Origin of the sequence: Pararhizobium sp. A13, assembly GCF_040126305.1 — a bacterium.
Taxonomy (GTDB): domain Bacteria; phylum Pseudomonadota; class Alphaproteobacteria; order Rhizobiales; family Rhizobiaceae; genus Pararhizobium.
The window spans coordinates 45001-57840 of record NZ_CP149510.1; the positions used below are offsets into that span (position 1 = coordinate 45001).

Consider the following 12840-nt stretch of genomic DNA (forward strand, 5'->3'; position numbering starts at 1 on the left):
TTCGTAAAGGGCTACGAGCCGCCGCAACTGGAAGCCGTCGCCACCGCCTTCGACGACAATGGCACGCCGGCGATCGCCGCCGGCCGCGACCTGCCGCGCGTCTATGATGGCGTCTACCGTGCGGCCCTCTCCTACGGCATGAATTCGACGATGATTGCCCAGATCATCAAGCTGCTCGCGAGCAACGTCGATTTCCAGGCGCAGCTGAAGCCGACGGACAAGCTCGAGGCCTTCTTCTCGGTCACCGACGAAAGCGGCAAGGCAACCGACGACAGCGAACTGCTCTATGTCAACGCCAAGTTCGGCGACGCCGAGACACGCTTCTACCGGTTCCAGGATCCCGACGACAATACGATCGACTATTACAACGAGCAGGGAAAGAGCATCCGCCAGTTCCTGCTGCGCAATCCGGTCCCGAACGGCACCTTCCGCTCCGGCTTCGGCATGCGCCGCCATCCGATCCTCGGCTTCTCGCGCATGCACACCGGCGTCGACTGGTCGGCGCCGCGCGGCACGCCGATCATCGCGGCCGGCAACGGAACCGTCGAAAAGGCCGGTTGGGATTCGGGCGGCTACGGCAACCAGACGCTGATCCGCCATGCCAACGGCTATGTCTCGTCCTACAACCACCAGAGCGCCATCGCCAAGGGCGTGACCCCCGGCGCCAAGGTGGTCCAGGGCCAGGTGATCGGCTGGGTCGGCACCACCGGCCTTTCGACCGGACCGCACCTGCATTACGAGCTGATCGTCAACGGCAACCGCGTCGACCCCTTACGCATCCGCCTGCCCGGCGGCAAGTCGCTCGAGGGCGAGGTCTTGGCGCAGTTCGAAAAGGAGCGCAGCCGCATCGACGAACTGCTCGCCAAGGACAACGGCAGCGCGGAAGTGGCTGCCGCCCAGTAGCCTGTTTCTCGCGAGCTTCGCGCCCCCTGATCCGATCTTCGGGCACCTTCTCCCCTCTGGGGAAAAGAGGAGGCAAGGCTGACGGTTTAAGGTCACGGGAAAAATTACGCTCCCATTCGATCGCCGATGAGAGGGCCGCCGAGGCAAATGGCGGCCCTTCAATGTCAACCGCTCATGGTTCCCCCACGCGAGAACTTTGCCCCGCGATCAACGAGGAAGACAACAAGGTCCGATTCCGTGGTCGCTGTCACGGTGAGCGCGGTTTCGTCCGCGCCGATCATAAGCGCGGTATGCGTCTGAGCCGCCTGTTGACCCACTGACACTTCCCCGCGAAAGACGTAGAGCCAGCGATCGAATCCGGCCACGGACGGCAGGTCGATGTTTCCACCCGCCGACAGGTGCGCATCGTAGAGGTAGACGGCCTGGCGGACGAAGCTCGGCGCTGCCGATCCGATCGGGCCAGTCAGCAGACGCCATTGATGGTTTCGCTCAGCCTCCTCCAGATCGATGAACTGAACGGCGGGTTCCATGTTCGCCGCCGATGGCCGGACGAAGATCTGCAACATCTCGATCTGATCGTCGCCGACGACTTCCTCTTCGTGGGAGAAGCCGCTGCCTGCGTTCATCACCATCAGCCGATCGGATGATATGACTTCGCTTCTCCCGGCGGAATCGGTGTGCTGCATGCGGCCCATGCGCATGTAGCTGATGATTTCGTCGTTGCGATGCTCGTGCATCCTGACGACGAGGCCGGGTTGCAGCCGCGCATGGTCGATGAGGCCCAGCCCGCCGAAGCCCGCGTCGTCCCGTTGTCCGAGAGAAATACCCGGGCGGATTCGACGGAGTTGGAACGGGCCATGCGCCCTTACCAGATGGGTTTCGGGCGAAACGACGCCAGTCCCGTTGATGGCAGTTGCTTCTACGGTCATGTTCTTTACTCCTTGGCTTCGTGCGGGCTGGATATCGGTTACGACTGGATGGGCGGAAGCACGTCGGTGAACAGCAACTGGATGAGCTTCTGCCCGTTCGGCGTGCCCCAGTTCTGGGCGAGTTCCGCGATCATGGTGTTGGTCGCCGTCAGCACGACGCCGGCGTCCTGCATGCGGCGGCGCGACATGTCCTCGGAAAGTTCGTACGGCGAACCGGACGCGTCCATGACGGCCTGCACGTTGTAGCCCTCGGTAACCGCGTCGATCGCCGGGAAGACGAGGCAGACGTCGGTCGTGACACCCGCCATGATCAGGTTCTTGCGCCCGGTCGCTTCGACGGCGGCCTTGAAGTTGGCGTCGGTCCAGGCGTTGACGATGCCTTCGCGCTTGACGCGATTTTCGAAAGCGTCGGGCAGGATCTCCTGCAGTTCCGGCAACAACGGTCCCTGCAGCCGGTCTTCCTGGCTGGAGGTCAGCACGGTCGGGATGCCGAGGATGCTGGCGGCCTTCGCGAGCGCCAGCGACATGCGCTTGGCCTGCTCGACGTCGATGTTCTTGATCAATTGCATCGTGCCGACCTGGTGATCGATCAAAAGAAGCGCGGAATTCTCAGGCGTAAATGTCTTGGACATGATGTGATCTCCTTGGCTTAAAGAGCGTCATCGCTCGCTGATAACTTTATGAATGAAACGAATTGCGCGGTAGACTTGAAAAATGCCCAGTTCATGTTTCATAAATGGAACATGAAGACATTCGGAGATTTCGACGGCCTCGCGCTGTTCATTCGTATCGTTCAAGCTGGCGGGCTGGGCGCGGCCGAACGAGCCACCGGCATCTCGAAGGCGACGCTGTCGCGCCGTCTCTCGGCGCTGGAAGAGGCTTTAAATGTCCGGCTGGTGCGGCGGACGAAGAAGGGCGTCGTGCTCACCGAACAGGGCCAGCAGCTTTATGACCGAAGCCGGGACGCCTTCACGCTGGCCGAAGAAGCGGTCGCCGAGGTTCAGGATGAGCGGGTGGCGCTGTCGGGGACGGTTCGTCTGTCGCTGCCGCCAGACATGGCCACTGCTGTTCTTGCCCCGGCCTTGATCCGGTTCAAGACCCGGTATCCTGATGTCATGATCGAGATGACGCTTGCGGACCGGAGGGTCTCGCTGATCGAGGAAGGCTACGACCTCGTTGTCCGGATGGGGCCCGTCGCAGACTCCGGGCTTGTGTTCAAAAAGATTGCGACCTTGCCACGAATGCTGGTCGCCAGTCCGGACTATCTGGCGGCACATTCCGGTTTGAAGGAGCCGCAGGACTTGAAGGATATTCCTGCGCTGGCGATCCGGCGCGATCTGGTCGAATGGGATCTGCGGAACCCTGACGGCGTGACGACGACGGTGCATCCCAGGATCGGCTTTGCGGCAAACCGACAGACCATACTGATCGATGCCGCGATTGCAGGCCTTGGTGTTGCCAACTTGCCCACCTTCATGATTGAGGCCGCACTGAAATCCGGCGCCCTTGTCCGCGTCCTGCCGGACTGGGAACCATCCCCTGTCGAGATGACTGCGCTTTGGCAGAAGGACAGGATCACCGGGCGTTTGATAAAAGCGATCGTTGCCGAGTTTGCTGAAGCGTTCAAGGATGGGCGATCACTGCCTTAGCCGGACACTGCAAGCCAGGGGAACGCCGAAATCCGCTGCGCTCTTTGGGTGGCGCTGTCTCTGTTTGTCGGCATTCGGTTTAAAAAGCAGGACAAGGCGTCCGCTTCTTGCCCCAAAACAGCCGCTTGGTCGGCCAAACGCGTCGGAAGGTCTTGGCCGTACAAGCGACCCAAAGTGTCTTACAAAACTCCCGGCCAGACGTCACTTCACCGCGACCACGACCTTCCCCTTCGCACGACCCGTTTCGACATAGTCCAGTGCCTCGTTGGTCCTCTCGAACGGGAAGACCCGGTCCATCACTGGGCGTATGTCACCCGCCTCGATCAGGGAGGTGATCTTGCCGAGCTGCCCGCCATTCGCTGTCATGAAGAGAAACGAATAGCTGATCCTTCGCCGTTTCGATTTTCCCCTGATGCCAGAGCTCAGCAGGCGCATGACCTGTTGAAGCAGCCAGCCAGAGCCGTTCTGCCTCGCAAAGTCCGGATCGGGCGGACCGGAAATCGAGATCAGCTTCCCGCCCGGCTTCATCACACGAAGGGATTTCTCCAGCGTGTCCTTGCCGAGGCTGTTCAGCACGACGTCATAGCCCTGCAGCACTTTCTCGAAGTCGTCGTTCTTGTAGTCGACCACGACGTCTGCGCCGAGACTTTTCACAAGAGCGACATTTGCTGTGCTCGTGGTCGTGGCCACGTATGCCCCGAGATGCTTGGCAAGCTGGATCGCGATCGTGCCCACGCCGCCCGAACCGGCATGGATCAGGATCTTCTGTCCCTTCTGCACGTTGGCCCGCTCGACCAGCACCTGCCATGCCGTCAGGGCGACAAGTGGGATGGATGCGGCCTCTTCCATGGTCAGATTGGCCGGCTTCATCGCGACATCGGCCTCGTCCATGGCGATATACTCTGCAAATGTCCCGATGCGATCCTGGGCCGGACGTGCATAGACCTCGTCACCGGGCTTGAATTGCCGGACCTTGGCCCCGACCCGGACCACGACGCCCGCGACATCGTTGCCCAGCACCAGTGGGAGGCGGTAGGGCAGGATGAGCTTGAACTCTCCGTCCCTGATCTTGCTGTCCAGCAGGTTCACGCCGGCGGCATGAATCTCGACCATGACATCGTTCTCACGCAACTCCGGCACGGGACTTTCGCCGAGCCGCAGAGCGCCGCCTTTCGCATGGCGATCGATCAGGAATGATTTCATCAGACTGACTTTCGTTTCTGTGGTGAGCCGGCAGGGCCAGCAGTGCGGCGATAAAAGCTCAATCGGGAAGTCTGCTGAATTTCCGAAGGTTCTTGTCGACGAAGGACTCGGGCAGGAAGCGACGCAGGAAGCGGACCTGTCCTGCAGCCTTTCCGGCGGTGTAGCGTCGTTTGGGCGATGCCGCATTGGCGGCCCTTACGACGGCTCTAGCAACCACCTCGGGTGCATCGCCCTTCGCGACGATCTCGCGCATCAGCCTCTCCGCGTCGGCGCGAACCGCATCGTAGACGGCAAGCGGCCGGTCCGGTCGCGTGATGTTCTCTTCGAAGGACGTGCGGGTCACACCGGGCTCGACAAGCACGATGCGGATGCCCTGCGTTCGCACTTCGTGGTCGAGAGACTCCGAATAGCCTTCGATGGCGTGCTTGGTCGATGCGTAGAGTGCGTTATAGGGCGCGGGGATCAGCCCGAGTATGGAACTGAGGTTGACGATCCGGCCTCGACGCTGCCGTCTCATCACCGGCAGGACCGCATTTGTCATTCGTATGATGCCGAACACGTTGACGTCGAAAACGGCCTTCGCCTGCGCCGCCGTGGATTCCTCAGCGCCGCCAACCAGTCCGATCCCGGCATTGTTGACGAGAAGATCGATCCGCCCTGCGCGGCTTAGAACCTCGTCGACGACGCTCTGCACGGATGCATCGTTGATGACGTCGCAGATCAGCATCGTGATCCCATCCGCGGTATCGGGCATCGGCTTTCGGCTGGTGCCGAAGACACGGTAGCCATCGCGCCGCAGCGCTTGTGCCGTCACCAGCCCGATGCCGGAGGAAGCACCCGTGACCAGGGCAACGCCGCGTTCTGTCTTGCTCATCGGCTTCTGCTTTCATTTTGTCGTGGAACATCGATGAACAATCAGTTACTATCAAATTGATAGCAAGTCACTACTAAAAAGATACCGACATGAAGAATCTTTCGGACCAGCCATGCCTGATCGCCCGCAGCCTGGCGCTTGTGGGGGACGCATGGAGCATGCTGATCATGCGCGACGCCCATGCGGGGCTGACCCGCTTCGATGATTTTCGCAAGAGCCTCGGTATCGCGCCGACGATGTTGACGGGGCGGCTTTCCGGCCTGACCGAGGAGGGACTGCTGGAGAAACGCCGCTATTCCGAACGTCCGCCACGGGACGAATATGTGCTGACGGAGGCCGGCCGCGACTTTCTGCCGGTGCTGTTTGCGATCGGCGCATGGGGACGCAAGCATCGCGGCGGCGGCAAGGTGACCCGGTTCTTCGACGCCGAGACCGGAACGGAGATCGATCCCGTCACCATCGACCGGGCGACCGGCGCTCCGGTCGGAACACGTCCCATTCGTATCGCCGCACCCGAATGAGCCGCCCCACGGCAGATGAAGCCGCGCCTGACAACCGCTATTGAAAGCTCGCTTCTGGCGCACGAAGCGGATGTGAGGCCCGTTCGGTGACTTCACGCAACAGAAGGTGGTGCGTACTAACGATTTTGCATCATTTTCGGGTTCTTTGCCATGTCATCGCCGTACGCGATGCCTACCGACCACGCGACCACTTCCGCTCACTTTGAGGCCGTTCCATGAGAATGCACCAACCACGTATCGCCGTCATCGGTGCAGGTATTCTCGGCTCGGCCATCACCTATAACCTTGCCATCCGCGGCGCGGATGTCTTGCTGCTGGATGAAAGTCCGAAACCGGGTTCTGGCGTCACAGGTCGCGCCTTTGGTTGGGTCAACGTCATCAATGGTACACCCGGCCATACCAACTACGCGCTTTGGTGCGCGGCCGTTGCCGAGTATCAGCTTCTGAAAGCTGCCTTGCCCGAAGCCCTCTCCGATGCCCGCGCTGGTTCGCTGACATGGAGAGCGACACCACAAGAGACCGAGCAACTTGCCGACCTGCATCAGCGCGCGGGCGAGGACGTCGAGTTGTTGAAACGGAGTGTCGTTGCCGAATGGGAGCCGCGTCTGCGCCGGGTGCCGGAATGCGCGGTCTTCTCACGCAATGACCTCGCTCTCAACCCGACACGACTGGCTGGAACCTATGTCACCGCCGCTCTTGCCTCGGGCGCCTCGGCCCGGTTTGGCAAAAAGGTCGCCGCCATCGAAACCGCGAACGGTCGGGTAACCGGCATCCGAGTTTCGGATGGCACCCTCAAGGCCGACGTCATTGTGATGGCGGCTGGAAGCGCCATCAATGTGCTTGCGGGCGAGCTCGGTATCGATACCGGCATCGAGACCTCTCCAGCGTTACTCCTCCGCTATGCCTGTAGCATGCCTGTCGTCAGCCGCATCCTGCGCGGACCGCGCCTGGAAGTTCGCCAAGCCGGCGACAACACGCTTTTCGTCGCAAAATCCTATGTCGAAAACGGCGCAGAGAACGGCCCGCAGGCGATTGGAGAGCGGACATTGGCCGTGATGAGGGACGAGTTGGATTTGCCTGACAACGTTATGCTTGCAAGCGCTGACGTCGGCGACCGTCCGATCTTCGCTGACGGCTTGCCGCGCCTTGGTTTTTTGCCACAGGTGCACGGTCTTTATATCGCAGTGGGCCATCCCGGCGTCATTCTAGCGCCGCTCATCGGTCGCCTCACCGCAGAGGAAATACTCGACGGACGGAGGACTGAACTTATACCCGGTCCCAAATGAGCCTGCCTTGAGAGGAGGTGCCGTGCCTGTTTCCGCTCTTGTGATGGGCGCAAAGTTGCCATTTAAGGTTCGCGTTGCCCAAACCAAATTGCCGCCATCTGCAACCGAAAACGAAAAACCTCCCCGGAATTGTCGGAGAGGTTCTCGTCAAGATGGTTATGTTATCAGGCCGCAGCCTTTTCGGCACTCCCGCGCAGCTTGAAGTTCAGCCGATCCGACCCGGCAAAGGCCTTGATGGTCGATCCGTCCGGGAAATTGCCCTGGAGAATCTGCTCGGCGAGCGGATCCTGGACGTATTTCTGCACGGCTCGCTTCAGCGGACGCGCGCCATAGGCCGGATCGTAGCCCTTGTCGGCGAGGAAGGCGCGGGCCTCGTCGTCGAGTTCGAGCGTGATCTTGCGGTCGGCAAGCAACTGCCGCAGGCGCGCCAGCTGGATATCGACAATCGCTCCCATCTCGCCGCGCTTCAGGCGGTGGAACAGGATGATCTCGTCGACCCGGTTGAGGAACTCCGGCCGGAAATGGCCGCGCACCACATCCATCACCTGGTCGCGCACCATGTCGCTGTCGTCGTTCTCGCCAAGCTGGGTCAGGTACTCCGCCCCGAGGTTGGAGGTCATGATGATCATCGTGTTGCGGAAATCGACGGTGCGGCCCTGACCATCGGTCAGGCGGCCGTCGTCGAGCACCTGCAGGAGCACGTTGAAGACATCCGGATGCGCCTTCTCGATCTCATCGAACAGCACGACCTGGTATGGCTTGCGACGCACCGCTTCCGTCAGCGCGCCACCTTCCTCGTAACCAACATAGCCGGGAGGCGCGCCGATCAGCCGGGCGACCGAGTGTTTCTCCATATATTCCGACATGTCCATGCGCACCATCGCCGTCTCCTCGTCAAAGAGGAAACGGGCAAGCGCCTTGGTCAGCTCCGTCTTGCCGACGCCGGTCGGGCCGAGGAAGATGAACGAACCGATCGGACGATTCGGGTCCTGCAGCCCTGCCCGCGAGCGGCGAACCGCGCGCGACACCGCCTGAACCGCATCGCCCTGGCCGACCACCCATTTCGCCAGTTCGTCTTCCATCCGGAGCAGCTTGTCGCGCTCACCCTCCAGCATCTTGTCGACCGGAATGCCGGTCCAGCGGGAGACGACATGGGCGATGTTGTCCGGGGTCACAACTTCCTGCACCATCGGGTTCAGCGCGGAGGAATCCTGGCTTTCCGACGCTTCCAGTTCCTTTTCGAGCTTCGGGATCACCCCATAGGCAAGCTCCCCTGCCCGCTGGAATTCGCCCTTGCGCTGGGCGATCGCCAGTTCGTTGCGGGCTTCGTCGAGCTGCCTCTTCAGGTCGGCCGCAAGGCCGAGCTTCGACTTTTCCGCCTGCCAGCGTGCCGTCAGCGCATCGGCCTGTTCTTCCAGCCCGGTAAGGTCGATCTCCAGCTTCTCCAACCGATCCTTGGAGGCCCGGTCGGTCTCCTTCTTTAGGGCCTCGCGCTCGATTTTCAGCTGGATGATGCGCCGGTCGAGTTCGTCCAGCTCCTCCGGCTTGGAATCCACCTGCATCCTGAGCCGCGATGCGGCCTCGTCCATCAAGTCGATCGCCTTGTCGGGCAGGAATCGGTCGGTGATGTAGCGGTTGGACAAGGTCGCAGCCGCAACCAGCGCCGAATCGGAGATCCGGACCTTGTGATGCTGTTCGTACTTTTCCTTCAATCCGCGCAGGATCGAGATCGTGTCCTCGACCGTCGGCTCGTTGACCATCACCGGCTGGAACCGGCGGGCCAGAGCCGCGTCCTTTTCCACATGCTTGCGGTACTCGTCGAGCGTGGTCGCGCCGACGCAGTGCAGCTCGCCACGGGCAAGCGCGGGCTTGAGCAGATTGGAAGCATCCATCGCCCCATCCGCCTTGCCGGCGCCGACCAGCGTGTGCATCTCGTCGATGAACAGGATGATTTCGCCCGCTTCCGCCTGCACTTCGGAGAGAATGGCCTTCAGCCGCTCCTCGAATTCACCGCGGAATTTCGCGCCTGCGATCAGCGCGCCCATGTCGAGCGCCATCAGCTTCTTGTCTTTGAGGCTTTCCGGCACGTCGCCATTGACGATGCGCAGGGCGAGACCCTCGGCGATCGCCGTCTTGCCGACGCCGGGTTCACCAATCAGCACGGGGTTGTTCTTGGTGCGGCGCGAAAGCACCTGGATCGTCCGGCGGATTTCGTCGTCGCGGCCGATCACCGGGTCGAGCTTGCCGTCGCGGGCATCCGCCGTCAGGTCACGCGCATATTTCTTCAACGCGTCGAAGCCGGCTTCGGCATTGGCGCCGTCGGCCGTGCGGCCCTTGCGGATGTCGTTGATGACCTGGTTGAGCCTGCCCGCCGTCAAGCCCGCCTTCGACAGGATGCCGGATGTCGCAGCCGAGGTCTCGATGATCAGCGCCTGCAGTAGGCGCTCCACCGTGACGAAGCTGTCGCCCGCCTTCTTGGCGGCCTCTTCGGCGGTCGAAAAGACGCGCGCCAACGGCTGCGCCAAAGAGAGCGAACCATTGCCGCCCGAAACCTTCGGCAGCTTGGCAAGTGCTGCGTCATTGGCGATCCGGGCCGCCTTGGCGTCGCCGCCGGCCCGCTCGATCAGTGATGCCGCCATGCCCTGGTCGTCGTCGAGCAGCACTTTCAGGATATGTTCGGGCGTGAATTGCGGATGGCCTTGCGCCAGCGCATAGGTCTGCGCCGATTGCAGAAAACCGCGCACGCGCTCGGAGTATTTTTCAATATTCATCTGTCTACCTCCGGTAATCGGTCAGCCCGTTCTTGGCACCGCCGACAGTTGGGATGAGGCCCCCTGAAAAGGCAAGCCTGTCGTTTCCGGCCGATATCTGCTTTGCGCAGGATCAACCCGTTGAAGCGAATATGGGGGAGGAATTTTGGAAATTAAAGGGGCTGCTCTGCCTCTCTTTCCGGGCGATGGACGGCGGCCAGCCCGCACTGATGTGTGGTCTTCCAAAGGACTGCGATGGTAACACCGAGGAGCAGGATTTCCGAAACCGGCGTGGCAAACCAGATGCCGCCTTCACCGAACGCCGCCGCAAGGACGATAACCAGCGGCACCGCGAAGAGATACGGTTTCGACAAACCGAGAATCGCCGCCCGCCCGACATCACCGATTGCCTGGAAATAACCTGCGGTCAGCATCAACGGCCCTGAAAGGAAGTAAAGCGCCACCATCACCGGCATGATCCGCGCAACATCGTCGGCGACGGCATTGTCACTGACGAAGAGCGAACCGATCGGCCGCGCGAGACCGATCAACAGGATCTCGACTGCAAGGCAATAGACGAGCGCGACGGCCACGCCGAGACGCAGACTCTTGTACGAGCGTTGCCACAGCCCGGCCCCCACGCTGTTTCCGACAATGGCCTGCACCGCCTGGCTCATGCCCAATAGCGGCAGAAAGGCGAAGGTCATGACGCGGGTAATGATCCCGTAGGCCGATACGACAACATCATATCGTGTGCCCGCTACCATCTGGAGAGACGCGATGATGGTTGCCGAGACGAGCGCCAGGCCGATGAAGCCGAGGCTTTGCGGCGCACCAAGCCCAATGATTTCGCCCCAGCCCGTCACCAGATTGCTGCGCCGTAGCAGAGAAAAGCGCAGCGCCGTGCGCCCAAACGACCGGAAACAGAGAAGCAAGCCAAGCGCCACCCCTTGCGCGAGCACGGTCCCGCAAGCGGATCCAGCAACGCCCAGCCCCATGCCGACGATGAAAACATAGTTGAACACAAGGTTCGCCAGCGAAACTGCAAGGCTGAGGATCGCCATCAACCCGGCCCGGCCCTCGCAACGCAACGCGTCCGCGTTGACCGAAAGCAGAAACGGTATGGGACATGAGAACACGATGATGGAGATGTAGACATGCGCCATCCCGGCCAGGACCCCGTTGCCATTGGCCACGACCAGAGCCAGCCTTTCGCCAAAGCCGGCAAACAGGACCATGAATGCGATACCGATCGCGAGTGCAAGGATATGCGCACCCGTCAATGTGCGCCGTGCTTCGATAAACCGCCCGGCCCCAAGATGGCGGGCAAGAAGACTGGCCATGCCGCTGGCGACAAGTGTTGAAAGTGCGATCAGCAGCATGAAGACCGGGAACACGACCGTGACGGCGCCGACGGCATCAGGACCGACATAGATACCGAGAAAGACGGCATCGGCGACGGTCAAAAGGCCGTTCATGCTCATCACGAAGATGATGGGAAGTGCCGTCTTGGTGAAAATTGCACCAAGAGGGGCAGTCAAATAGGCGTTCTGGCTGGACGTGTCTGACGACATCCCGCTCTCCTCAATATTGCATTTCGAACTGAAGGAGGGGGCTCGCATTGCCCACCGCACGAAATGCATCGAGGGTGAGAGATATCGTCAAAGCCAGAATTTCACCGAGACCAAGCGTCCGCGAGCGGCAGGCTTCTGAAAACCATGATGAGGACGTACAGATAACCCGCGAAACGGTCAAGCCTTAGGCGATCAGCTCTGCGCCTTGGTAGAGCCCGTCAGAAATGCCTCGCCGCCCTTGCCCCACGAAAAAACCCGGCCGCGAAGCGGACCGGGTTCTTCAATATTCTGACATTTTTCAGCCGCCATCCGGCAACCTACCTGGGCTTATTCGCCGGCAGCTTCTATGAGGGTCGGCGCTTCGCCGCCCTGCTCACCGCCGGCTTCACCGGACGCGGCAGCCTCGTCACCGCTGGCGTCGCCACGGCGCGGCTGGCGGCGGGGTCGCGGTGCGGCGCGGCGGCGCGACGGCGCGCGGCCGGTCGGCGCCTCTTCTTCCAGCGAAACCTCGACGGGCGTGCCTTCGATCACCGGCTGCGGGCCGGAACCGTCGATGACCGGCTGCGGCTGCAGATCGGGGCGCGCCTGCGGCTGGGCCTGTTCGGGACGCGGCTGGCGCTGGCGGTCGTTATGGCGCTGTCGGTCGCGCTGGCGCTCGCCATCGTGCTGGCGCGGCTGGCGGTCAACCGGCTGGGAACGCTCCTGCTCGGGCTGCTGATCCTGGACGCCCATGCTTTCGTCGGCCTCGTTCTGGTCGAGATCGTCGTCGCGCTCGTTGCCGTCGCGATCCTGATAATCGTTCCGGTCGCTGTAGTCGTTGCGGTCGTCACGCTGGAAACGTTCCTGCATCTGCGCCTGGGCGGCAGCAATGATGCGGTTGTAATGCTCGGCGTGCTGAAGATAGTTTTCCGCCACGACCCGGTCGCCGGAGCTTTGCGCGTCACGGGCAAGGGTCGCATATTTTTCGGCGATATGCTGCGCGGTGCCCCGGATCTTCACGTCCGGACCGGAGCTGTCATAGGTCCGGGTCAGCGGGTTGGAGCCCTTCCGGTTGTGGTTGTTGTTGCCACCACCGCTGCTGTTGCTGCTGTTATTGTTGTTATTACGCCCACGGCCGCGCTTGTTTTGCTGTCCTGGCCTCATCGTTCACT

11 protein-coding genes (1 of these 11 only partly in view) are annotated in these 12840 nt (G+C 61.7%); 4 read left to right on the forward strand and 7 right to left on the reverse strand.

The genetic code is table 11. The annotated features are described in order from the left end of the window. Nucleotides 1-903, forward strand: the end of a protein-coding gene (locus tag WI754_RS00230) for a M23 family metallopeptidase (protein WP_349435553.1). Its footprint begins 1065 nt before the window's first position; 903 of the gene's 1968 nt are visible here — the last part of the coding sequence; its start codon lies beyond the left edge, outside the window; the stop codon is at nt 901-903. A gap of 164 nt (nt 904-1067) precedes the next feature. Here the strand turns inward: WI754_RS00230 and WI754_RS00235 are convergent, their stop codons facing one another. Together WI754_RS00235 and WI754_RS00240 are read right to left on the reverse strand one after the other, a co-directional pair. Beyond that, a complete protein-coding gene (locus WI754_RS00235; RefSeq protein WP_349435554.1) occupies nt 1068-1832 on the reverse strand; it encodes a pirin family protein in 765 nt (254 codons plus the stop codon). A 38-nt stretch (nt 1833-1870) separates the two neighbouring features. Then, a complete protein-coding gene (locus WI754_RS00240) occupies nt 1871-2464 on the reverse strand; it encodes an isochorismatase family protein (RefSeq protein ID WP_349435556.1) in 594 nt (197 codons plus the stop codon). A gap of 111 nt (nt 2465-2575) precedes the next feature. Between WI754_RS00240 and WI754_RS00245 the strand changes: the two genes are divergently transcribed. Next, nucleotides 2576-3481 (forward strand): LysR family transcriptional regulator, encoded by a 906-nt coding sequence (locus WI754_RS00245; protein ID WP_349435557.1) that lies wholly within the window; start codon nt 2576-2578, stop codon nt 3479-3481. A 201-nt stretch (nt 3482-3682) separates the two neighbouring features. Here the strand turns inward: WI754_RS00245 and WI754_RS00250 are convergent, their stop codons facing one another. Both WI754_RS00250 and WI754_RS00255 read right to left on the reverse strand, forming a co-directional pair. Then, nucleotides 3683-4684: an NADP-dependent oxidoreductase gene (locus WI754_RS00250; protein ID WP_349435558.1), complete on the reverse strand. Its 1002-nt coding sequence runs from the start codon at nt 4682-4684 to the stop codon at nt 3683-3685. Between the two features lie 58 nt (nt 4685-4742). Next, nucleotides 4743-5558, reverse strand: coding sequence for an oxidoreductase (locus WI754_RS00255; protein ID WP_349435560.1), 816 nt, complete (start codon nt 5556-5558; stop codon nt 4743-4745). An 89-nt stretch (nt 5559-5647) separates the two neighbouring features. On the opposite strand from WI754_RS00255, the gene WI754_RS00260 reads away from it, so the two are divergent. Next, on the forward strand, nt 5648-6079 hold the full coding sequence (locus tag WI754_RS00260) for a helix-turn-helix domain-containing protein (RefSeq protein WP_349435561.1): 432 nt from the start codon (nt 5648-5650) through the stop codon (nt 6077-6079). A 215-nt stretch (nt 6080-6294) separates the two neighbouring features. Beyond that, nucleotides 6295-7365 carry an FAD-dependent oxidoreductase gene (locus WI754_RS00265; RefSeq protein ID WP_349435562.1) on the forward strand — a complete coding sequence of 357 codons (1071 nt, stop codon included), beginning with the start codon at nt 6295-6297 and terminating at the stop codon, nt 7363-7365. A 164-nt stretch (nt 7366-7529) separates the two neighbouring features. Here WI754_RS00265 and clpB read toward each other — a convergent pair whose 3' ends face one another. The 3 genes from clpB to WI754_RS00280 all read right to left on the reverse strand — a co-directional run bounded on the left by clpB (nt 7530) and on the right by WI754_RS00280 (nt 12832). Next, nucleotides 7530-10136, reverse strand: coding sequence for an ATP-dependent chaperone ClpB (gene clpB, locus WI754_RS00270; RefSeq protein ID WP_349435564.1), 2607 nt, complete (start codon nt 10134-10136; stop codon nt 7530-7532). Nucleotides 10137-10288: 152 nt separating this feature from the next. After that, a complete protein-coding gene (locus WI754_RS00275; RefSeq protein ID WP_349435565.1) occupies nt 10289-11689 on the reverse strand; it encodes an MATE family efflux transporter in 1401 nt (466 codons plus the stop codon). A gap of 327 nt (nt 11690-12016) precedes the next feature. Beyond that, the gene (locus tag WI754_RS00280) at nt 12017-12832 is read right to left on the reverse strand and encodes a DUF4167 domain-containing protein (protein WP_349435567.1); all 816 of its coding nucleotides are present in this window, start codon (nt 12830-12832) and stop codon (nt 12017-12019) included. Nucleotides 12833-12840 lie beyond the last annotated feature (8 nt).

Coding starts and splice junctions, on each gene's coding strand:
- WI754_RS00235 (WP_349435554.1), bottom strand. CDS start 1,832: ATGACCGTAGAAGCAACTGCCATCAACGGGACTGGCGTCGTTTCGCCC.
- WI754_RS00240 (WP_349435556.1), bottom strand. CDS start 2,464: ATGTCCAAGACATTTACGCCTGAGAATTCCGCGCTTCTTTTGATCGAT.
- WI754_RS00245 (WP_349435557.1), top strand. CDS start 2,576: ATGAAGACATTCGGAGATTTCGACGGCCTCGCGCTGTTCATTCGTATC.
- WI754_RS00250 (WP_349435558.1), bottom strand. CDS start 4,684: ATGAAATCATTCCTGATCGATCGCCATGCGAAAGGCGGCGCTCTGCGG.
- WI754_RS00255 (WP_349435560.1), bottom strand. CDS start 5,558: ATGAGCAAGACAGAACGCGGCGTTGCCCTGGTCACGGGTGCTTCCTCC.
- WI754_RS00260 (WP_349435561.1), top strand. CDS start 5,648: ATGAAGAATCTTTCGGACCAGCCATGCCTGATCGCCCGCAGCCTGGCG.
- WI754_RS00265 (WP_349435562.1), top strand. CDS start 6,295: ATGAGAATGCACCAACCACGTATCGCCGTCATCGGTGCAGGTATTCTC.
- clpB (WP_349435564.1), bottom strand. CDS start 10,136: ATGAATATTGAAAAATACTCCGAGCGCGTGCGCGGTTTTCTGCAATCG.
- WI754_RS00275 (WP_349435565.1), bottom strand. CDS start 11,689: ATGTCGTCAGACACGTCCAGCCAGAACGCCTATTTGACTGCCCCTCTT.
- WI754_RS00280 (WP_349435567.1), bottom strand. CDS start 12,832: ATGAGGCCAGGACAGCAAAACAAGCGCGGCCGTGGGCGTAATAACAAC.